General features: G+C 40.1%; 15 protein-coding genes. 8 read left to right on the top strand and 7 right to left on the bottom strand.

Annotated elements, in window-relative coordinates:
- Positions 1–283: 283 nt before the first annotated feature.
- Complete coding sequence (locus AHMF7605_RS13780; protein ID WP_146153585.1) at positions 284–655, bottom strand: hypothetical protein; 372 nt, start codon at positions 653–655, stop codon at positions 284–286.
- 550 nt (positions 656–1,205) lie between these two features.
- Here AHMF7605_RS13780 and AHMF7605_RS13775 point away from each other — a divergent pair.
- Both AHMF7605_RS13775 and AHMF7605_RS13770 read left to right on the top strand, forming a co-directional pair.
- Positions 1,206–1,823, top strand: a complete 618-nt coding sequence (locus AHMF7605_RS13775) for a deoxynucleoside kinase (RefSeq protein ID WP_106930220.1) — start codon at positions 1,206–1,208, stop codon at positions 1,821–1,823.
- 183 nt (positions 1,824–2,006) lie between these two features.
- Positions 2,007–3,848 (top strand): glycosyltransferase, encoded by a 1,842-nt coding sequence (locus AHMF7605_RS13770; protein WP_233219062.1) that lies wholly within the window; start codon positions 2,007–2,009, stop codon positions 3,846–3,848.
- Here AHMF7605_RS13770 and AHMF7605_RS13765 read toward each other — a convergent pair.
- Entirely contained in the window at positions 3,845–4,939 is a 1,095-nt protein-coding gene (locus AHMF7605_RS13765) for a mechanosensitive ion channel family protein (RefSeq protein ID WP_106930218.1), read from the bottom strand. The genes AHMF7605_RS13770 and AHMF7605_RS13765 overlap by 4 nt on opposite strands.
- Before the next feature lie 184 nt (positions 4,940–5,123).
- On the opposite strand from AHMF7605_RS13765, the gene AHMF7605_RS13760 reads away from it, so the two are divergent.
- The 3 genes from AHMF7605_RS13760 (at position 5,124) to purU (ending at position 7,619) form a co-directional block, all read left to right on the top strand.
- Positions 5,124–5,873, top strand: coding sequence for a copper homeostasis protein CutC (locus tag AHMF7605_RS13760; protein WP_106930216.1), 750 nt, complete (start codon positions 5,124–5,126; stop codon positions 5,871–5,873).
- A 249-nt stretch (positions 5,874–6,122) separates the two neighbouring features.
- A complete protein-coding gene (locus AHMF7605_RS13755; RefSeq protein ID WP_106930215.1) occupies positions 6,123–6,425 on the top strand; it encodes a Dabb family protein in 303 nt (100 codons plus the stop codon).
- Between the two features lie 363 nt (positions 6,426–6,788).
- Positions 6,789–7,619, top strand: a complete 831-nt coding sequence (purU, locus tag AHMF7605_RS13750) for a formyltetrahydrofolate deformylase (protein WP_199200236.1) — start codon at positions 6,789–6,791, stop codon at positions 7,617–7,619.
- A 115-nt stretch (positions 7,620–7,734) separates the two neighbouring features.
- On the opposite strand, the gene AHMF7605_RS13745 is transcribed toward purU, so the two are convergent.
- Positions 7,735–9,063, bottom strand: coding sequence for an ammonium transporter (locus AHMF7605_RS13745; protein ID WP_106930213.1), 1,329 nt, complete (start codon positions 9,061–9,063; stop codon positions 7,735–7,737).
- 534 nt (positions 9,064–9,597) lie between these two features.
- Between AHMF7605_RS13745 and AHMF7605_RS13740 the strand changes: the two genes are divergently transcribed.
- Together AHMF7605_RS13740 and fbaA are read left to right on the top strand one after the other, a co-directional pair.
- Positions 9,598–10,908 carry a 1-acyl-sn-glycerol-3-phosphate acyltransferase gene (locus AHMF7605_RS13740; RefSeq protein ID WP_233219050.1) on the top strand — a complete coding sequence of 437 codons (1,311 nt, stop codon included), beginning with the start codon at positions 9,598–9,600 and terminating at the stop codon, positions 10,906–10,908.
- A 175-nt stretch (positions 10,909–11,083) separates the two neighbouring features.
- Complete coding sequence (gene fbaA, locus AHMF7605_RS13735) at positions 11,084–12,160, top strand: class II fructose-bisphosphate aldolase (RefSeq protein WP_106930210.1); 1,077 nt, start codon at positions 11,084–11,086, stop codon at positions 12,158–12,160.
- Between the two features lie 300 nt (positions 12,161–12,460).
- On the opposite strand, the gene AHMF7605_RS13730 is transcribed toward fbaA, so the two are convergent.
- A complete protein-coding gene (locus tag AHMF7605_RS13730; RefSeq protein ID WP_233219044.1) occupies positions 12,461–14,881 on the bottom strand; it encodes a glycoside hydrolase family 31 protein in 2,421 nt (806 codons plus the stop codon).
- Positions 14,882–15,246: 365 nt separating this feature from the next.
- On the opposite strand from AHMF7605_RS13730, the gene AHMF7605_RS13725 reads away from it, so the two are divergent.
- On the top strand, positions 15,247–16,593 hold the full coding sequence (locus tag AHMF7605_RS13725; protein WP_106930208.1) for a glycosyltransferase: 1,347 nt from the start codon (positions 15,247–15,249) through the stop codon (positions 16,591–16,593).
- A gap of 86 nt (positions 16,594–16,679) precedes the next feature.
- Here the strand turns inward: AHMF7605_RS13725 and AHMF7605_RS13720 are convergent, their stop codons facing one another.
- The 3 genes from AHMF7605_RS13720 to AHMF7605_RS13710 all read right to left on the bottom strand — a co-directional run bounded on the left by AHMF7605_RS13720 (position 16,680) and on the right by AHMF7605_RS13710 (position 21,372).
- A complete protein-coding gene (locus tag AHMF7605_RS13720; protein ID WP_106930207.1) occupies positions 16,680–18,380 on the bottom strand; it encodes a GMC oxidoreductase in 1,701 nt (566 codons plus the stop codon).
- Positions 18,381–18,450: 70 nt separating this feature from the next.
- A complete protein-coding gene (locus AHMF7605_RS13715; protein ID WP_106930205.1) occupies positions 18,451–19,077 on the bottom strand; it encodes a gluconate 2-dehydrogenase subunit 3 family protein in 627 nt (208 codons plus the stop codon).
- A gap of 264 nt (positions 19,078–19,341) precedes the next feature.
- Positions 19,342–21,372: an alpha amylase C-terminal domain-containing protein gene (locus tag AHMF7605_RS13710; RefSeq protein ID WP_106930204.1), complete on the bottom strand. Its 2,031-nt coding sequence runs from the start codon at positions 21,370–21,372 to the stop codon at positions 19,342–19,344.
- Positions 21,373–21,586: the final 214 nt, after the last annotated feature.

Here is a 21,586-nt window from a genome sequence, read left to right as displayed (position 1 = left end):
TGTTAGCAATTGGATCTCTATTATAAGGTAAGCTCTTTATGTGCTTTGTAAATGTGCTGCAATGTGCGGTAGGTTATAAGATACTCATATGGAATGTTCTATAATTATGAAGGCAAACGGAATCTCGTTTCTGAATTGCATACAACGACCAGGTGTTTGCGAAAGCTAGGCAATAGTATTCTGTCAAGTTCGAACTACTACCCAATCAAGTTACAACTATTAAAATAGGCTTCCTTCCGCTCAATCTTTGCAAATACCCATGTTGGAGATTGTGCCTTTCAAATTAGTTTGACAATGCCAAAATTAATGAAAATATAGCCAATAGTATTGTTGTTATGGTAAAGAATATTTGTTCAATTTTATTTTTTGAAGTTAGATCCCCCAATGTGTTGAATAAAAATAAGCCTGTCATGAGCCATAAGGCATAAGTTATTATTTTGTTTGGTATATCAACTATCAAAAAGTTTCCTTGCACCAAAATTACACTAACGAATAGTGAGTTTATTAAGATAGAGAAGATTTCAAAACGATACATTTCTTTATCTGATTTTAGTCTGCCACCCCAAACAAGATTGTAAGGGATTAATTTTACAAGAATGATAAAATGCAATACTAAAAACAGCGAGAGTAAAATTAAAAGTCCCGATTGTGCCATGTTTATCATAAAAGGCTTGATTAATTAGTATGCTTTTGAATTCGCAAAAACAGAAATAACCGTGAAATTCATTGATTTCTTCTATCAATTGAGGTTTCTCATAGCATTTCGTCTAATAACTCTTAAATTGATGCATATTTTATGCATCAATTTAACTCATATCAGTGTTTTAAATACCTGAATAATGAGATATTCGTATGCACTAACATTTACCTTTTGCCATTTGTTTCTCCTGGCTGTTTACTATTTTTAAGCAACAACCCTCAGCTTGCCTGCCTATTTTAATCGATTTGGCTTTATAGTTTTGCCACCTTCAGCCATTAGTTACTTAAACTCTCTTTAAGAATTTCTTTTTAATTGCTGTAATCTTAACAAAAGAGTAAAAATGATCAAGCATTCTGCCTTCGCCGGATACACTTTAAGTACTTTACCAGTAAAACCCGAATTCATAATTTCACCCGCTAACGTAAATTAATTTACTAAATTAAGTTAAATATCAACTGGCAACTTTTAACTTTCAACTTACAATCTGTAACTTTCAACTAAACGCATGCATATTGCCATTGTTGGGAACATTGGAGCTGGTAAAACAACCTTGGCTCAGAAACTAGCGCGTCATTATAAATGGGCTCTTTTTGAAGAAGTGGTGGATAATAATCCTTATCTAAAAGATTTCTATGACGATATGCCTCGCTGGGCTTTTCACTTGCAGGTATATTTCCTGAACAGCCGTTTCCGGCAAGTGCAACAAATAAAACACAGCCAGAAAAGCGTAGTACAAGACCGCACGGTTTACGAAGATGCGTATATTTTTGCCCGTAACCTGCACGAATCAGGGATGATGAGCCCACGCGATTACGACAATTATTTCGAATTATTTCGCTCTCTGATTAGTATGGTTACCCCGCCCGACCTTTTAATTTATTTAAAAGCCGATTTGCCAAAATTAATTGCGCAAATTGAAAAACGGAACCGGGAATACGAAAGCAATATCAGTATCCAATACCTGCGTAGTTTAAATGAGCAATACGAAAACTGGATTAACCACTACGATTTAGGCAAATTGCTCGTTATTGATGTAAACCATTTAGATTTTGTGTCGAAACCAGAAGATTTAGGCTCCATCATAGATAAAATTAACCTGGAATTATTTGGTCTTTTCAAGTAAAAAGTCCGGAAAAGCACCGAAGTTTAAAAAATTACTCGCTGTAAGTCTGTGATTTAGCTTAAATCTGGTATTTTTTTATCAATATTATTAAAAAGTAATTTCATCTTCCGTAGAAATACCGTATTTAACTGCAGTAATATCTATCTTTAAAAAGCATATTTACTAACCTTAAATCACCTGCCTGTGCTAGACCTAAATTATCCTGCTAAACTAAACGAAGATGCGCTGAAACAAGCGTTACTAGCCGAAATTGCCTGGGAAGTGTGTAACCAGGTAGGCGGTATCTACACCGTTATCCAAACGAAAGTTCAATCCATGATTGAAAAATGGGGCGATTGTTATTTTCTGATTGGGCCCTATTTTCCGAAAATGGCAGCGGCTGAGTTTGAACCGACTGACGATTACAGCCGGCCTTTTGGCCAGGCGGTACTCAAGATGCGCAATATGGGGTATGAGGTACATTACGGACATTGGCTCGTGGCGGGCAATCCCCTCATTGTATTGCTAAATCCATACAGTGTGTACGATCGGCTGGGAGAAATAAAATACCGGCTTTGGGCAGATCATGATATTCCGACGCCGGATAACGACGATCTTTTAAACCAAACGGAAGCTTTTGGCTACCTGGTAAAAATATTTTTAACTATTTTAATTGAACCTGAGATTACGGAAAGGCCTGTTATTGCGCATTTTCACGAGTGGATGGTCGGTTCGGCGATACCGGCTCTGCGGCGGGAACAGGCTAAAATTAAAATAGTATTTACTACCCACGCTACTTTACTAGGTCGTTATCTGGCCATGAACGATCCGTCGTTTTACGATAATCTTACCTCGGTAAACTGGTTGAAGGAAGCCCAGCATTTTAACATTGAAACCGCCGTACGCATTGAGCGGGCGGCCGCTCATGGTTCGCATATATTTAGTACGGTAAGCCAGGTTACCGCGCGAGAATGTATATTCTTGCTCGACCGCATTCCGGATGTGTTGTTACCGAATGGTTTAAATATTGAGCGATTTACCGCTATTCACGAGTTTCAAAACCTGCACGCCCAGTTCAAAGAAAAAATTCACCAGTTTGTAATGGGGCATTTTTTCCAGAGCTACCCATTTGATCTGGACCATACGCTGTATTTCTTTACTTCGGGCCGGTACGAATACCGGAACAAAGGTTTTGATGTAACTCTCGAAGCCTTGGCCCGGTTAAATTACCGGATGCAGCAGGCCGGGATTAAAAAAACGGTGGTTATGTTTTTTGTAACCAAGCAACCTTATCATTCCATAAACGCCCACGTGCTGCAATCGCGGGCTATGATGCAGGAAATCCGGGATACCTGTGAAACCATTGAGCGGCAAATTGGCGATCGGTTATTTTACTACGCCGCATCTAACTCCGATGTGAAATTACCTAACATGACCGAATTTGTGGATGATTACTGGCAACTACGTTATCGGCGTAATTTACAATCCTGGAAAACACACATACTGCCGAGTGTGGTAACCCACAACCTGGTCCACGACCAAACCGATGAAATTTTAAATTTTCTACGCTCCGCCCATTTAATCAACAATGCGCATGACCGGGTAAAAATAGTGTACCACCCGGATTTTATTTCTTCCACGAATCCTTTGTTTGGTTTAGATTACGGGCAGTTTGTGCGAGGCTGCCACCTGGGAATTTTCCCGAGTTATTACGAACCTTGGGGCTACACGCCGCTGGAATGTATTGCCCGGGGCGTACCCGCGGTTACTAGTGATTTAGCCGGCTTTGGTGATTACCTGGCTCACCGCCAGGTAGATGAAGAAACGGCTCGGGGTACTTTTGTTATCAAGCGGCGGAATAGAAGCTTTGATGATGCGGTAACTCAACTTACTAATTACTTATTTGATTACGTTCGTCTTAATCAGCGGGAACGGATTTCTCTGCGCAATAGAGTCGAAAACTCATCGGTAGAATTTGATTGGAAAAACCTAACCAAACATTATAACCGGGCGTACGTTCTGGCCTTAGATAAAGAATTTACTTAAGCTTCAGTAGTACTGCTGCTAAAGCCATTAAGCCCTATCGGAGAATCGGTGCGCGTTTTAGGTAAACTGGCGGGATAATTCTTTTGAATAAAACCGATAAGTTTTTCCCGGATATCGCAGCGTAACTCAAATGCAGAACTAGAATCGTGGGCACTTACGAGTGCCCGCAGTTCTAAAGTCTTTTCCTTCGACTCCGTTACATGCAATTTGCAAACGCGCTTATCCCACAGCGGCGAAGCCTGCATCAGTCGTTCTAGTTCAGCTCGTACTAAATCTACTGGTATAGTATAATCGGTGTAGATAAAAATGGTACCTAAAAGTTCAGCATTCGAGCGGGTCCAGTTCTGAAAGGGTTTTTCAATAAAATAGTTGATTGGTAGTATTAACCGACGCTGGTCCCAGATACGCACTACCACGTAGGTAAGAGTAATTTCTTCTATATTGCCGTATTCACCTTCCAGTAACACCACGTCATCAATCCGAATGGGCTGCGTAAAGGCAATCTGAAAGCCGGCTAGTAAATTGGCTAAGGAGCGTTGCGCCGCGAAGCCCACTATAATTCCGGCAATACCGGCGGAAGTGAGTAAACCGGTGCCTATTTTCCGGACAGCAGCAAAGCTCATCAGCACCAACGAAAGTGCCACAAACGCAATGGCCAGAACAACGAGGCGTTTAATAAACTGTAACTGCGTTAATAATTTGCGTTCCCGGATGTTGTCGGCTTTCGAAATCTGGTAACTCTGCCGGACTACTTCTTCAAATACGTATACCACCCGGGTTAACACCCAGGCAAAGGCTATGATTAAGCTGGTTTCTATGATGCGCCGCATTACTTCGTAGCTGCCTCCCGTAAAAGGCATCAGCGGCATTATAATCGAAAATACGAGCACGGGTAAAAAATACCCCGCCGGCCGCTTAACAAATTTGATAATAGAATTAACTATAATCGCTTCGGAGCGCCGGCTGTATATGCTTAATGCTTTAAAAATTAAGTACTTAATTAATAAGCCAACTACTAAGCTGCCGATAATTAAACCTGCGGCGTGCAGAATTTTCTCTAATAAGTAAGGTATAGGTAAGCCTAAATCCATTATCTAAAGTACTTATTATTCCCTTAAACAGAAATTGTTAACCAGGTTGATTTTATATTCGGAATGATTTGTCCGAATATTTCCGTTTTTTACAGCCAATTACAGCCAACAATATAAAGGGCTACATATGCCTTGATGGTAAATAAAACCTGGTTTTTTACTCTATTTTAAGTATTCTTGCTTCATGATAAATCAGCTTATTCTCGAAATTTGTACCGATTCGGTATACTCTTGTATTCAAGCCGAGCAGGGCGGGGCGGCCCGGGTAGAACTATGCGCTAACTTGTTCGAAGGCGGTACTACGCCAACAGCTGGTTGTCTAAAAATAGCTCGCCAGCAAATAGCCATTCCCATTCATGTTCTTCTGCGGCCCCGGGGCGGCGATTTTTGCTATACCAACGATGAATTTGCCGTAATGCAGTACGATCTGGAAATGATAAAAAGTTTAGGGGCAGATGGGGTGGTATTAGGAGTTTTAACTCCCGATGGAAACATGGATGTAGAACGTACGGCGGCCTTAATTAAGCAAGCCCGACCTTTAAAAGTTACTTTTCACCGGGCATTTGATATGGTAGCAGATCCAGTACTTGCCTTAGAGCAGTTAATTGATTTAGGGGTAGAGCGCTTACTTACTTCGGGCCAGGAGAAATCCGCTTTAGAAGGATCGGAATTAATTGCGGAATTGGTGCGAAGAGCAGGAAATAAATTAGTGGTAATGCCGGGCGGCGGTATCACGGAACGAAACATTGCCCGCTTGCACCGGGAAACCCAGGCTCAAGAATATCATTTAACGGCCCGCGAAAAGTTACCCAGCCCCATGATTTACCGGAACTCGAATGCTTTTATGGGAGGAGAACTACGCCTGCCCGAATACGAACTTGCTTTTACCAATGCGCAGAAAGTAGCCCGGACGCAATTAGCCTTAAATAAGTAGTTAAGGGTTATTCGTTGTTCAATTAATTGTTAAACAATGATCAGGAAGTTATCGGGAACGGTAATCTAAGCGAATTATGTCGAAGTACTTTATGAAATCCTTCTCCTTTTATTAGCTGAAAAAAAGCAGTTGGAAAGAGGAATTATTTTCAATTTTAACGAAGCAGAACCTAGATAACTTAAATTTAAATAGGCAATTTTTTTAGAAACCTATAAATTGCCGGCCATACTAATCACTAAGCTTCTGTATATGTTTGTACACCACGTGTTTTTCTGGTTGAAACCAGAATTAAATCAAGAGCAGCAAGCCGCCTTCGAAGCCGGCGTAAAATCGTTGCTAGGCATCCAATTTGTAAAAATAGGGGATGTGGGTAGACCAGCCACTACGGATCGGCCGGTTATTGAACGTTCGTATTCTTATTCCTTGCTGCTGGCTTTCGAGAATCTTGCTGATCATGATGCTTACCAGGTAGATCCTACGCATCTTAAATTTGTGGAAACTTGCCAGCAATATTGGGACCGGGTACAAATCTACGATTCGGAAACAGTATAACTGGATATGACGCAAACTCTTAAAAGCCTTCTGCCGTTAACAGAAGGCTTTTTGTTATGTGCTTTATGGGTTTTTACTACTTGTTAATTGAGTATTCTAAGTACCTATAATGATTTTGTCATAATCTCCACTTTCCGATTGTAAAATAAGCGGGCATAAGCAAGTTTAATGGCAAGACAAATCTGTTTTATTTACAAAATTTCCGCAACTTCATTTAAGGTAGCGTAAAGCATAGTTAGAAATAGCTCAAGGAAGCGTTGGTTCATGAAGCAAAAATTAACTTTTTTAAATTAAGATAGCCAACCGGTAATTCAGGGGTAAAATAAAGCTTAAAATCAGGCCAGTTAATAGCCGAATAAATATATGAATCACATACTACGTATTGATTGTTTGGATAGGAAAGGATTAATTTATGATATTACCCGAGTATTATTTAATCATGGACTAAATATTATCAGTAACGATGAATTCGTAGATAATCAGCTCAATCATTTTTACATGCGGGCGGAAGTAGAAGGGGAATTGGATGCCGAACAAGTTATACAAGAACTTTACACGGTTTTACCTGGTGGCGTAAATATACAACTGGTACCCCAGCAGAAAAAGAATATTGTCATTCTGGTTACCAAAGAGCACCACTGTTTAGGCGATTTACTTTTGCGGTACGAATTCAACGATTTACAGGTTAATATTCTGGCAGTAATAGGGAATTATCCGGTTTTAGAATCGCTGGTTGCCCGTTTTTCTATTCCGTTCCATTTTGTCTCCCACGAAGGTAAAACCCGCGAAGAACACGACGAGGAAATAGCGCAAGTAGTACAAAGTTACCAACCAGAATACATTGTGCTCGCGAAATACATGAGAGTGCTAAGTTCAGGTTTTGTGGCGCAGTTTCCGGGGCGTATTATTAATATTCATCATTCCTTTTTACCCGCTTTTATTGGCGCTAATCCCTACAAGCAAGCGTACGAACGAGGCGTAAAAATTATTGGAGCAACTGCTCATTTTGTAAGCAATGAGCTAGACGAAGGACCTATTATTGCGCAGAACGTTATTCAAGTCAATCATGCGCATAGTGCCCGCGACATGGCGCAATCGGGAAGAGATGTAGAAAAAATTGTGCTGGCTCAGGCTTTAAAATTAATTTTTGCCGATAAAGTATTTGTCAGCGGTAATAGAACCATTATTTTTTAAGTAGTTCCTGTTTCGCCGAGTTTAAAAGAGTGTGCTAAAACCAGAAAGAGGTTCCTTAATAGGAACCTCTTTCTGGTTTTATAAATTTTATTTAGAATTTCTCCTGTAAGCGATATTAAGCAACCAGTAATTTTTCTTCGTGTTGAGAAACATCCAAGCCAATAGTTTCTTCTTCTTCTGATACCCGTAGTGGAGTAATGAGATCAGTAATTTTTAATAAAACAAAAGTACCCAGGAAAGAAAAGGCTACTACAATGCCCAGAGCGGTTAAGTGAATCAAGAATAATTTTGTTTCGCCGTAGAATAAGCCGTTGCCGGTAGTGTTAGCCGGGTTAATACTTTGGTGGGCAAAAATACCGGTCATTAACATACCTACAATACCGCCTACTCCGTGGCAAGGAAACACATCCAGAGTATCATCTAAGCTACTTCTGCCTCTCCATGAAACAGCCAAATTACTGATAATAGCCGCAACAGTACCAATAAAAATACTTACCGAGATGCCTACAAAACCAGCGGCAGGAGTAATGGCTACTAAACCAACTACTACGCCAATGCAGAAGCCCATGGCAGAAGGTTTTTTACCCCGGAAAGCGTCAAATAAAATCCAAGCTAAACCGGCAGCAGCAGCAGCAGTATTGGTAGTAGCAAAAGCGGAGGCCGCTAAACCACTGGCACTTACTGCCGAACCCGCGTTAAAGCCAAACCAGCCGAACCAAAGCAAACCCGTACCAAGTAATACATAAGGAATATTAGAAGGAGAAGAGTGAACAATTTCTTTTTTACGCTTGCCTAAATACATAGCAGAAGCTAAGGCCGCACAACCAGCCGAAATGTGTACAACGGTACCACCGGCAAAATCTAAAACGCCCATTTTAAACAAGAAACCATCCGGGTGCCAGGTCCAATGCGCAATTGGCGCATAAATAAACATACTGAACAGACAAGCTAATAAGATATAAGAGGTAAAGCGAATTCTTTCGGAAAAAGAGCCGGTTATTAGAGCAGGGGTAATTACCGCAAATTTTAATTGGAAGAAAGCAAACAACACTAACGGAATCGTAGCGGCTAATGGCCAAGGCTTACTTTCAAGTACGCCGTTAAACATAAAATAAGTGCGCGGGTCGCCAATAAAACCACCAATGGAATCGCCAAATGCCAAGCTAAAGCCTACTACAATCCATAAAATACTGATAATACCCATGCAGATAAAACTCTGCAACATCGTTGAGATAACGTTTTTAGCATTTACCATGCCTCCGTAAAACAATGCCAAACCGGGAGTCATTAGTAAAACCAAACCTGTTGCTGCTAGCATCCAGGCTACATCGCCGGAGTTTAAGCCTTCCGTAGGCATACTTCCGGGCACTCCTGATAAGGCAACACCTAATATGCTGACGATAACCAGCATAGAAAAGGGAACGATAGATAATTTTTCTTTCATGGGCTACAAATTAAAAGTGATTAATAATTGTTCAACGATTCAAACATAATAAAATTTTTAAAATAATACCTAATTTTATAAGGCAAATTTTTAAATAAATTATCAAAATGATGAAAACGTCTTATAAAAATGGGTTATTTGGCTTAAAAAAGCATGAATTAGATAAATACTACTTAAAATATAATGTTATATATTTTTTAAGTAGAATAATGAACTAATTGTTTGGTTTAGATAAGATGAATTTTAAGGAAATGGTATAAAAGATAAGCTAGATTTAAATATTTTCTCTAATATCGGTTAATGTAAGCTTGAAATTGTAAGCCGGATATGGAATATGCAACTGTTTTAAAAGAAAATAGTGATTGTAGCCTAGAGTAGAGGTTTATACTTTGTTTTACTTAAACAATGAGCTGTTTTATCAGGAAAGTAGACCTTTGTATAATTAAATGTTTTGCAACTAATAAATTTTATCCTTAGCTTATAAATGCTATGGTTTACTTTATTCTCAAGCTTATTTTTAGAGTGGCATTAAGGGTGTTTTATAGAAAAATAGAAGTAAAACAAGCCGCGCCATTGCCGGATAAAGGGCCACTTTTATTAGTAGCGAACCACCCTAACACGTTTATGGATCCTATTGTTATTGCTTCTTTGTTAAAGCAGGAAGTTTACTTTATCGCGAAAAGCACTGTTTTTAGTTCACCGTTCCGGAAATGGCTTTTGCAAAAGATGAATCTTATTCCGGTTTACCGACGGGAAGACGGCCCGGTAGTTGCCGGAGCGAATGATAATACTTTCGAGAAATGTTATAAATTTCTGAATGCGCAGGGTACTTTATTAATTTTTCCGGAAGGCAATAGCTTTAACGAACGACGGCTACGGCCGCTAAAAACCGGTGCGGCCCGCATTGCTTTAGGAGCCGCCGCCCGGCTTAATTTCACGCAAGAAGTTCGTATTATTCCAATTGGTTTAAATTATTTAGAACCTACTCGTTTCAGGAGTAAGTTGTTAATAAACGTGGCTCCGCCTATTGAGGTAAACAGGTTAGCTGCCGGGTACCAGCAAGATGCGGGAAAAGCTTTTCATGCATTAACCAACCAAATTCGCGCTGCACTCGAGGCAAATATAATTCATACGCACTCCCACGTTGATGATGAATTGGTTTACCAAGTAGAAACCGTATTTAAAAAACACGTATTAGCGGCTAACGAAGCAAACAATTCTGAACAGGAATTTCAGCTAACCCAACGCATAGTAGCTAGCCTGGCATACTTTAAAAAGCACAACCCCGAAAAAGTAATGGCTATTCAACGCAAACTAAGCGCCTACCTGCAGCAGATTAGAGAATTAAATTTACAAGATACTGTATTTTATTCTTCAACAGGTAGGCGGCATTTGGGAAAGTGGTTGTTGGCCTCGGGTTTGTTTTTGTTAATAGGTCTGCCGCTTTACTTATTTGGGTTAATCACTAATTATTTACCTTATATTATACCTGCTAAGGTGGCTAATGCTTTAACCGAAGAAGCCGAATTTATCTCTCCTATTTTGCTTACCACGGGTATTTTTACTTTTCCAATATTTTATGGAGTAGAGTTGTATTTGGTTTGGTATGTTACGCATTCGTGGCTGTTGGTTTTCCTCTTTTTCATTTGTCTGCCTATAGCTGGCTTTTTTGTGCTGCATTATTACAAGCAACTGCAAAACATTCGGGCTAATCTAAGGCTACAAACTTTGTTTTTTAACGAGCGGAAACTAATAAATACTTTAATCCGGCAGCGCGAAGAATTATTAGCAGAGTTAGAACTTGCCCGCCAGGAATATTTGCAAAAAGTGCAACAAGTACCCTAACATTTCGATACTATAAGGGTACAGGAAGCTATTTTAGTTAAAAGTGAAGGCATTAATTTTAAATTACAATAAAAAAAAGTAGTATTGTGCCCATCTAGTTAGAAGAATTAAAACCTTTAGACGTATCTTTTTCTTCTTTATATATTAAAACCCAACATTAATTAAAATATAAATAATGAGTGATGTAATGACTAAATTTAAACCAGGCGTTTTGTTCGGCGATGATGTGCAAGCCTTATTTAATTACGCCAATGAAAATAATTTTGCCCTACCTGCAGTTAACGTTATTGGTACTAACTCGGTAAATGCCGTATTAGAAACGGCTAAAGCGGTAAATTCGCCCGTTATCATTCAGTTCTCGCACGGGGGAGCACAATTTTTTGCCGGTAAAGGTTTAAGTAACGATGCTCAAAAAGCTGCCATTATTGGTGGTATTTCCGGAGCGCACCACGTTCATTTAATGGCGGAAGCTTATGGCGTTCCGGTTGTGTTACATACCGACCACGCTGCCAAAAAATTATTACCCTGGATTGATGGTTTACTAGATGCTGGTGAAAAGTTTTATGCCCAGCATGGTAAACCCTTATACAGCTCTCACATGCTCGATTTATCGGAAGAAGATATCCAGGAAAACATTGAAACTTGCGCCCGCTATTTTGAAAGAATGAATAAAATAGGTATGACGGTAGAAATTGAATTAGGAGTTACCGGGGGGGAAGAAGATGGGGTAGACAACTCAGATATAGATAGCTCGCATTTATATACGCAACCCGAACACGTAGCTTATGCTTACGAAACCTTAAAAGCCATCAGCGATCATTTTACAATTGCTGCGGCCTTTGGTAACGTACACGGGGTTTACAAACCAGGCAACGTTGAGTTGCGGCCGGAAATTTTAAAAAATTCGCAGGATTACATTCAACAGAAATACGGAACGGATGCTAATCCGGTAAATTTTGTGTTCCACGGTGGTTCCGGTTCCGAAAAAGAAAAAATTACCCAGGCTATAGAGTACGGTGCCGTAAAAATGAACATTGATACGGATATGCAATGGGCGTTTTGGGACGGAGTAAAGAATTACTACGAAAAGAAAAAAGATTACTTACAGGCACAGATTGGCAACCCCGAAGGCGAAGATAGCCCCAACAAAAAATATTATGACCCAAGAGTGTGGTTACGTTCTGGCGAACAAACTTTTATTGATCGTTTAAAAGAAGCATTTGCTGACTTAAACGCTTTAAACCGTAATTAATTTCTTATTATAATCTATAAAACAAAAAGCCGTCTGAAGGAATCAGATGGCTTTCGTTTTATATGAATTACACTATTTTTATTCAAGTAATACCCAATTGTTTCAAGTAGCTGCCATAACGAAGGAAACGACGGGCTGGAGCAATTTTTTAAATCAACCTGATGGAAGGTAACTAATACTATTGGGTATAACAGTTACTATCTCTTTAGAATATAAGATTTCGAGATTATTGTTGGAGAACACTATTATCAACAGTTAGGGGAAAAGTCTAGGGTCTAATAGCTTGATACTAATGTCTCGTTACTTTAAGGCCAATGTTTTAAAATCAGCTTTTAAATAAATTGTTTGGGTTTTTAGATTTTCATCTTTTATTATTTGGCTAATAGGCAGGCTATAATCATCCATCTCGCTGGAAGTTATCTCAAATGGTAAACCGTGCAGCACTACTTTATAGGTATGGTAAGAAGCTATAAACGCGCCGGTGGCTGTTTGCTGCAAACTTAAACTGGCCGTAGTGCCAACCGTGGTAAATTTCTTTACCATACAATCGCCTGTTTCGTAGCCATAACCTTCTCCGGCATCTTCAAAGAGAGTGCTTTCGTGCGCGCCGTTTTTATGGTAAACGTGTAAGGTTAATTCTTCTATTTCTTTTTCGCCTACGTATTGCTGTACCGGAGCCATAGGTACAACGGCTCCGGCTTGTACGTACAAAGGAATGCGATCTAAACCAGCGTGAGCCCAAATTTCTTTGCCGCCCGTTACTAATTCATCGGTCCAGTAATAATACCAATTGCCACGGGGTAAATATAACCAGCGGCCATCGGCTTCGGGCTGAGTAATAGGGCAAACGAGTAAATTGTCGCCTAAACCAAACTCAGCCATTCGCAAGTAAGTTTCCGAGTCGTATTGGTCCAGGTAAACAAGTGGCTTCAGCATGGGGGTACCTTTAGAAACGTATTGCCAGAAAGTAGTATACATGTAAGGCATGAACTGATAGCGCAGCTGGATAAATTTCTTTGCTAAAGCTGTATTTTCTTCACCAAACGACCACGGTTCCTGATCGCCATGATCGCCGGAAGAGTGGGTACGACAAAAAGGGTGGAAAATTCCTAAAGCTAACCATCGGATATATAATTCGCCGGAAGGTGTTTCAATAAACCCTCCAATATCGGAGCCAGCAAACGAATAACCCGAAATACTCAGGCGCTGACACTGAATATTAGCCAACCACATATGTTCCCAACTAGCAATGTTATCGCCGGTCCAGGTAGAGGCAAAACGCTGAACACCTGAGTAGCCGGAACGGGTAATGGTAAAAGGCCGGTTAGGGTAGGAATATTTTTTTACCCCCATGTACGTAGCACGGGCCATTTGCATGCCGTAAATATTATGGGCCTTTTTATGACTGCAGGGGTGGCCATCATAGTCAAAGCGTACATCATCGGGGAAAGTGCCTTGTTCAAATACGGCTGGCTCATTCATGTCATTCCATACCCCTCTTACGCCCACTTCCATTAAGCTTTTAAACAAGCCCGCCCACCATTCCCGCACATCCGGACGGGTATAATCCGGGAAATTACACAAACCTGGCCATACCGAACCTTTCATCAATGGACCATCGGCCCGCCGACAGAAGTAATCGTTGGCCATACCTTCCTGGTAAACCCAATAATCTTTGTCTATTTTAATACCAGGATCAATAATAACTACAATTTTAAACCCGTCCTGAGCTAGTTCCTGCAACATGCGTTTTGGGTTCGGGAAATACTCTTTGCTCCAGGTAAAGCATCGAAAACCTTCCATATAATCAATATCCAGGTAAAGCGCATCGCAGGGAATCTGCCGGTCGCGGAAGCCAGCGGCAATTTCTTTTACTTTTTCTTCGGGATAGTAGCTCCACTTACATTGGTGATAACCTAATGTCCAGAGGGGCGGCAATTCCGGTTTGCCCGTTAAGCAGGTGTACTGTTCGGTTACTTCTACCAGTTTGGGCCCGTAGATAAAATAATAATTCAGTTCGCCACCATAAGCCCAATAGCTGGTTACGTTGCTACGTTCCGCGGCAAAATCAAAAAAGCTCCGGAAGCTGTTATCGAAAAACATACCGTAGGCAATTTTCTGGTGCAAGCCAATGTAAAAAGGAATATTTTTATAAAGTGGGTCCGTGTTTTTACCGTAGCCATAGGTATCGCTGCCCCAATTTTGTACGCGACGGCCCCGCAGGTTCATGTTAGACGACTTATCGCCGAGACCGTAGTAGTGCTCGCCGCTTTGTACTTTTTTCGATATCTTTACAATATTGTTACCTGTTTCGCGGTCGTATTCCCAATGAAATCCTCTTTCGTCTTCAATAAGGATAGTGCCGGATTTATCCAGAATTTTAACTAATAGGTTTTCTTTCCAAACGGTTATTATAATCCTATTGGTAGTAATACGAAAATGATCGGCTTTTTCTTTAAATTCCAAGGTGGGTATTTCCGGTTCATAAGTATCGGCTAGGGCATACGAAAAGTCTTTTTCAAAATCGCCATCTACCGCGTACCGGAACCGGATTACTTTGTCGGTAACTGCTTTTAAATGCAGAATAACATTATTATCGCAATAAAAATAAAAATTGTTATTTTCAAATTCACAATTTATAATAGTTCCCGGAAACAGTTCTCCTTTTCTGTTTGCCAGGTCATTTATCATATAATTACCTTCTTGGATTACATTTTCCATAATAGCAATAGCAAAATTTAATTGATTGGGGTGAGGAACAGAAAAAACACTACAATAAAAAATAACATTTATTATTAAAAATTATTTATAGTAATAAATAATTAATTACTAAATTTGTAAAAAATTATTAGTTTTGTTGAAAATATTAGTTAGCTGCCTAACTGTTGATTAATTAATACCTAAAATTTAATCATTATTTTGATTAAGTTTAAAAAGTAATCTTTCGTATATACCCTTTAGAGTAATTGCAATGAATAATTTTAGTAAATATATATAGTAATTTTAGATTATTTGCTTAAAAAATAGGAATAATTCACAAATAAATTTTATTGGTTCTGTTTGACACTTTCAAAAAGGTTATTTACATGAAAAAGCTAAAGGTATTAATGTTAGGTTGGGAGTTTCCCCCTATTGTTTCCGGCGGATTAGGCACTGCCTGTTACGGTATCTCTAAGTCTCTTGCCGACAAGGTCGATCTTACACTGATCCTACCCAAATCCGATCCGGATTTTATTTTGCAAAATGTTAATTTAACTGGCCTGAACAATATCGATATTCAAAATATTAAGGCTGAGTTTACTAAACCGGATTATTCTGCTTTTGGCGACGTAATGTATGTTCCCTCTACTATTACGCCGTACCAAACAGAAGAGGACCTGCCTGCCGAAGTTTCTTATCCAGCTCAGAGTGCTGATGCTGAAACGGAAGAAGCAGTTGCGCCCGCCGCAAGACTGGCTTATCATCCGGTAACGCTTTCGGAACCGGTAGAAGAGCTTAACGTATTTGGGCAAACTAATCTGGAAAATATGGATGCCAACTCAGCGGTAATTCAGTATGCCCGGTATGCTACCCGTTTAGCTTCGCAAAAAGAATTTGATTTAATTTATGCACACGATTGGATGACGTTTCTGGCGGGTGTAGAATTAAAACTGGTGAGTGGTAAACCTTTAGTAGTGCATGTACACTCTTTAAGTTACGACCGGGCTGGTAAGGATAGCCAGGGATGGATTTACGAATTAGAAAAGCAAGCGCTGGAAAAAGCCGATTTTATTATTCCGGTAAGTGAATATACGTCTCAAATTATTCAAAATGAATACGGGATTGCGGCCGATCGGATTCAGGCGGTTTACAATGGTATTGAGCCAAAACAACAAAAACGGAAAGAAAAAGCTCCTGAAGAAGACAAAATCGTGTTATTCTTAGGCCGGGTAACGGAGCAAAAAGGAGCTTCTTATTTTCTGGATATTGCCTCTAAAGTTTTAGAAAAAAACAAAGACGTGCAATTTGTAATGGCGGGTACAGGCAATCAATTACAAGACCTTATTTCTTCGGATCAGTACCTGCAATTAGATAACAAATTTGAGTTTACTGGCTTTCTAGACCGCGAAAAAGTAGAAAACCTGTTAGCTATAGCCGATGTGTATTGCATGCCGTCTGTTTCAGATCCTTTTGGCTTATCGGCCATTGAGGCGGCTCAATTTGGGGTTCCGGCGGTAATTTCTAACCAATCGGGAGTGGGCGAGGTATTGCACAGCGCTTTAAAAGCCGATTATAATGATACCGATGCTATGGCGGCTCATATTATTTCCTTGCTGGAAGATGATGAATTGCGCTCCAAAGTAATTGCCGATTCCTACAAGGATATTGAACAACTTACCTGGGAGAAATCAACCGAAGAAATTCTTCAAATTTTTGAAAAAGTTGTAGAATAATAGTTTTGCTTTTAAAATAACCTTTTGAATAAAACAAAACAGGCCGCATAATTGCGGCCTGTTTTGTTTTAAAATTTAACTTTAAGTTAAGCAATATTACCTTTCTTTAACTCAGAAACGGCAAAATCCGCCGCACGGGCAGTTAAAGCCATATACGTTAACGAAGGATTTTGGCAAGCTGCTGAAGTCATGCAGGCCCCGTCTGTTACAAATACGTTTTTTACTTCGTGTAATTGATTATGAGCATTTAATACCGAGGTTTTAGGATCACGACCCATGCGGGCAGTACCCATTTCGTGAATGGCCATACCCGGATAAGAACCGTTATCGTACGTAGAGACATTTTTCAAACCCGCTGCATCCAACATTTCGGCAGCATCGTTCATCATATCTTTCCGCATTTTCATTTCATTCTCCTTAAATTCAGCATCAATATCTATGGTAGGCAAGCCCCACTTATCTTTGCGATCTTTGTTTAACGCTATTTGATTTTCGTAGTAAGGCAAGCATTCACCAAAACCAGTTAAATTCATTTTCCATTTACCAGGCTTGGTAATTTCTTCTTTAAAGTTAGCCCCAATACCCATTTCGGCAACGCCCCGCATAAAACTGTCGCGGCTGGCACCTCCTTGGTAGCCAAAACCCCGGATGTAATCCCGTTTTTCATCGCCAAGGTTCCGGAACCTTGGAATGTAAATACCATTCGCCCGGCGACCATAATAGTATTTGTCATCAAAGCCGTCCATTTCTCCGGAAGCACCTATCCGGAAATGATGGTCCATCAAGTTATGGCCTAACTGACCACTGCCATTACCTAAGCCATTCGGAAAGCGATTAGAAGTAGAATTTAACAGAACAAAGGTGCTACCCAGGGTAGAGCCATTTACAAAAATAATTTTAGCGAAATAGTCAACGGTAGCATTAGTTTGGGTATCTATAACCGTAACGCCGGTAGCTTTGCCTAATTTTTCGTCGTAAATAATATTACTTACCAGCGAATGAGGGCGTAAGGTAAGATTGCCTGTTTTTACGGCAGCTGGTAACGTAGAAGATTGAGTACTGAAGTAGGCACCATAGGGGCAACCGCGGCTACATAAATTACGGTATTGGCAATTAGCGCGACCATTATGCGGCTGCGTTAAATTGGCTACCCGGCCAATAGTTAAATGACGCCCTTTAAATTTAGCTTCAATATGCTTTTTTACTTCTTTTTCTACACAGTTTAACTCCATGGGAGGCAAAAATTCACCATCGGGCAGGTGGGGTATATTTTCTTTGGACCCGCTAATTCCGGCAAATTTTTCTACGTAGTCGTACCAAGGTGCTATATCTTTATAGCGAATGGGCCAGTCTACGGCAATGCCTTGCTTGGCGTTGGCTTCAAAATCAAGGTCGGCTAAACGATAAGACTGTCGTCCCCACATAATAGATTTTCCACCTACAATATTGCCCCGGTACCAGTCGAAACGTTTTTTCTCGCTGTAGGGAGCATCGTTATCGTTAATCCAAAAGCTTTCGTTTGTTTCGTTGTAAGGGTAATCGCGACTCAGATAAGGGTGGGTTTCTTTTTGCGCTAACGTAATTTTACCCCGGTGGGTAAACTCCCAAGGGTGTTTCATGGCCGTGGTATAATCTTTTACGTGTTCTACGTTGCGGCCTCTTTCAAGCATTATTACCTTCAGACCTTTCTCAGTGAGTTCCTTGGCTGCCCAACCACCGCTTATGCCCGAACCAATAACAATGGCATCGTAGGTATTTTGTTCTTTTGCTTTACCGTTTATGTTCATGAATATTAAAAATCTAGAAAATTATTATATTACTTTTGGCTGAAATGCAGTTATAAACTAGCAGTAGCTTTTAAGTAGCCCATGCTTTTTGACCAGGTTTTAAGTCGGTACAGCCTTCGAAATGGCCAGGTACATGCACATAGGCAAGAGCTTTTGTTGCTCCGGGTTCCGAAGTAAAATAACCAACAACCGTCATTTCCTTCATCATCGAAAAGAAAGGAAGTTCATCTTCTTTTTCTTTTTCTTCACGCGTAGTAGCCTTGGCTTTTATTTTCATTTGTTCTGCCCGTTCCGCCATAGCTTTTTCTTCTTCTTGCTGCAACAAGGCTAATTGCTGTTCCGGTTTGCAATCTAAAAACTCGGTGCCGTGGGCTTGCTTCGCCCGCTCATCCAAGGCATCTAACCCTTTAAAGAACCGTTGCTGATCTTTCTCCGGGTAGCAATCGGCGAGCATAATTAAAACATACTCGGGTACCTTGGCCTCTTTAGCGCCGGGTGTACTCGTTTTCGGAATAATAACTTCCGTGATTTCCTCAATCATTGCCTTATGCTTGTCCGAGACTACAGTGGTAGTTTTAGTGTCTTGGTCGTTGCCGGTTTTAGTTTGACAACTGTATAATAGGCCTGATAGGAGGGGAGCAGAGATAGCGCTGCCCATTAAGGCGGCCACTCGCAACATGGCTTCTCTTCTGTCCATTAGGTGGTTTTTGAATAGAAAATAGATTAATATTTACAACAAATTGTAAACAATTTACAATAATTTATTTCAAAATCCACGATATATAGTTCTCGTTTTGAGAATTATATAATTAGAATAATGAACAACCTTACTTGTTGAGTAATTTTTAATTTTCTGTTCTTAGCTTTCGAAATTGCTTAATAAAATAGGCATAAAAAAAGCAGGGGCTTAGCCTGCTTTTTATTAATGGTGAACCTAATTTATAATTCTTGCCGCAAAGTATTAGATAGTGTCTTTCAGTTTAAAAACCAGAGCCGTACGATTTGGGGTATAGATGCGTAATTTAGCCGTTTTTTCCTCTTCGTAAGTAAAATACTCCACACTTGGATCAATGCGGTTAAATCCACCGAATTCTGAATCGTCGGAATTTAAAATTAGCTGATAAGTGCCTGCTTGAGGTACCGTGAAAGTATATCCGAATACAGAATTTTGAGGACTTAAATTAAAGACGAAAATTAAATTAGCTCTTTCAAAAACTATAATATTATTAGCAGAATCCATGTTAAGCTGCTTACCCTGGGGAGCAACCAGTATATGGTATTTCAAAATTGTTTTAATCATTGCCTGATCGAAATTACCCATAAACTTATATTTTAAATTAGGGTTATCGATGAGCGACCATTGCCGCCGGGCGTGTTTATGGCTCCAATTATTACCTTCGCGCGGAAAATCAACCCATTCCGGGTGGCCGAATTCGTTACCAATAAAGTTCAAATACCCTTCGCCGCCCAGGGAAATTGTAACAAGCCGAATTAGTTTGTGCAGGGCTATACCGCGGTCAATAATTAAATTAGGATCATCAGCACTCATGTGAAAGTACATTTCTTTATCCATGAGCCAAAAAGCTAAAGTTTTATCTCCTACCAATGCTTGGTCGTGCGATTCGGCATAGGCGATGGTTTTTTCTTGGTAGCGGCGGTTAGTAAGCACTCCCCACATTTCGTAAATGTTCCAATCTTCATCACGGGTGTGCTTCAAGAGTTTAATCCAATAATCTGGAATACCCATCGCCAGGCGATAATCAAAGCCAATACCTCCATCCGGTATTGTGCGGCAAAGACCCGGCATGCCGCTCATATCCTCGGCAATGCAAATGGCGCCCGGTTTTACTTCTTGAGCCAAAGAAGTGGCCAATTGCAAGTATAAAATGGCCGCATTATCCACGCCTTCCCGGAAGTATTTATTATAATGATCAAAAGCTACTCCTTCGCCGTGGTGCAGGTACAGCATAGAAGTAACGCCATCGAACCGGAAACCATCGAAATGAAATTCTTCGAGCCAGTATTTAACATTCGATAGTAAAAATTGCTGTACTTCTGGTTTCTCATAATTAAAAATTCGGGAGTCCCAAGCCGGATGGAAGCCCTGCGGACCAGGATAAAAATACTGATCACCCGATCCATCGAAGAAAGCCAAACCCTCGGCAATATTTTTTACCGCGTGCGAATGAACTATATCCATAATTACGGCAATACCTAAATTATGAGCTTCATTAACCAGGTATTTTAAATCTTCGGGAGTACCGAAGCGCGACGAAGGACAAAAGAAATTAGATACGTGGTAACCAAATGAACCGTAATAAGGATGTTCCATTACCGCCATTAGCTGCAGAGAATTATAACCATCCCGATGAATACGTGGTAAAATCTGGTCGGCAAATTCGCGGTAAGTGCCTACACCTTCTTTTTCCTGAGCCATACCGGTATGGCATTCATAAATTACCGGTTCTTTTATGTTAGTGATAGCAAAAGCTTCATCCGTCCAGATAAATGGCTCATTTGGTAGCCAAACCTGACCCGCAAAATCGTAGCTTACCGGATCTTGTACGGCTCGCCGGATATACGGGGGAATACGATCGAGATTGCCATTGGCAGCGATAACGTGTACTTTTACCTTTGTTTCGTGACCAAACCGATTAGTATATTCTTTATCAGGTAAAAAAATCTCCCAAATGCCTTGTTCATTTTTATGCAAAGGGTGGCTAGTACGATTCCAATCGTTAAAATCGCCGATCAAATAAAGCTGAAAAGCTGCCGGAGCCCACTCCCGATACCACCAACCTTCGTTCTTAGGATCATAATTTATACCTAAATAATGGTGCTGATTGGCAAAATCAGGAAGCGACCCGTACTTTTTCTGTATTTCTTCTAGAGTTTGAGCGTACCGGTTCTGACGAGCGAGTATTTCTGGTTCGTACGGGCTTAGCCAGCCATCATCTTTAATTAACTGCGGGGTGTTATCTATCTCTTCCATACAGACTTTTTTCTTTCGTAAAGTATTTGCACCGAGTAAACGAAGCTTTTATGTGGTAAGATAATGTTTTTGCGGGTTTTAATTTAGAAATTTTGCTTATGTCTTATCATTCAGAGTTTTACTTGAAATACAAATGATAATTAAAATCGCAAATCAGTGCTTTTGGAATTTTCATTGTTGCTTTTACAACAAAAATGAAATACCTGTAAAATTC

It is taken from the genome of Adhaeribacter arboris (assembly GCF_003023845.1).
In the GTDB taxonomy this organism is placed as follows: Bacteria; Bacteroidota; Bacteroidia; order Cytophagales; family Hymenobacteraceae; genus Adhaeribacter; species Adhaeribacter arboris.
The sequence above is the reverse complement of the archived record's forward strand: the minus strand, read 5'-3'. Positions and strand labels throughout refer to the sequence as shown.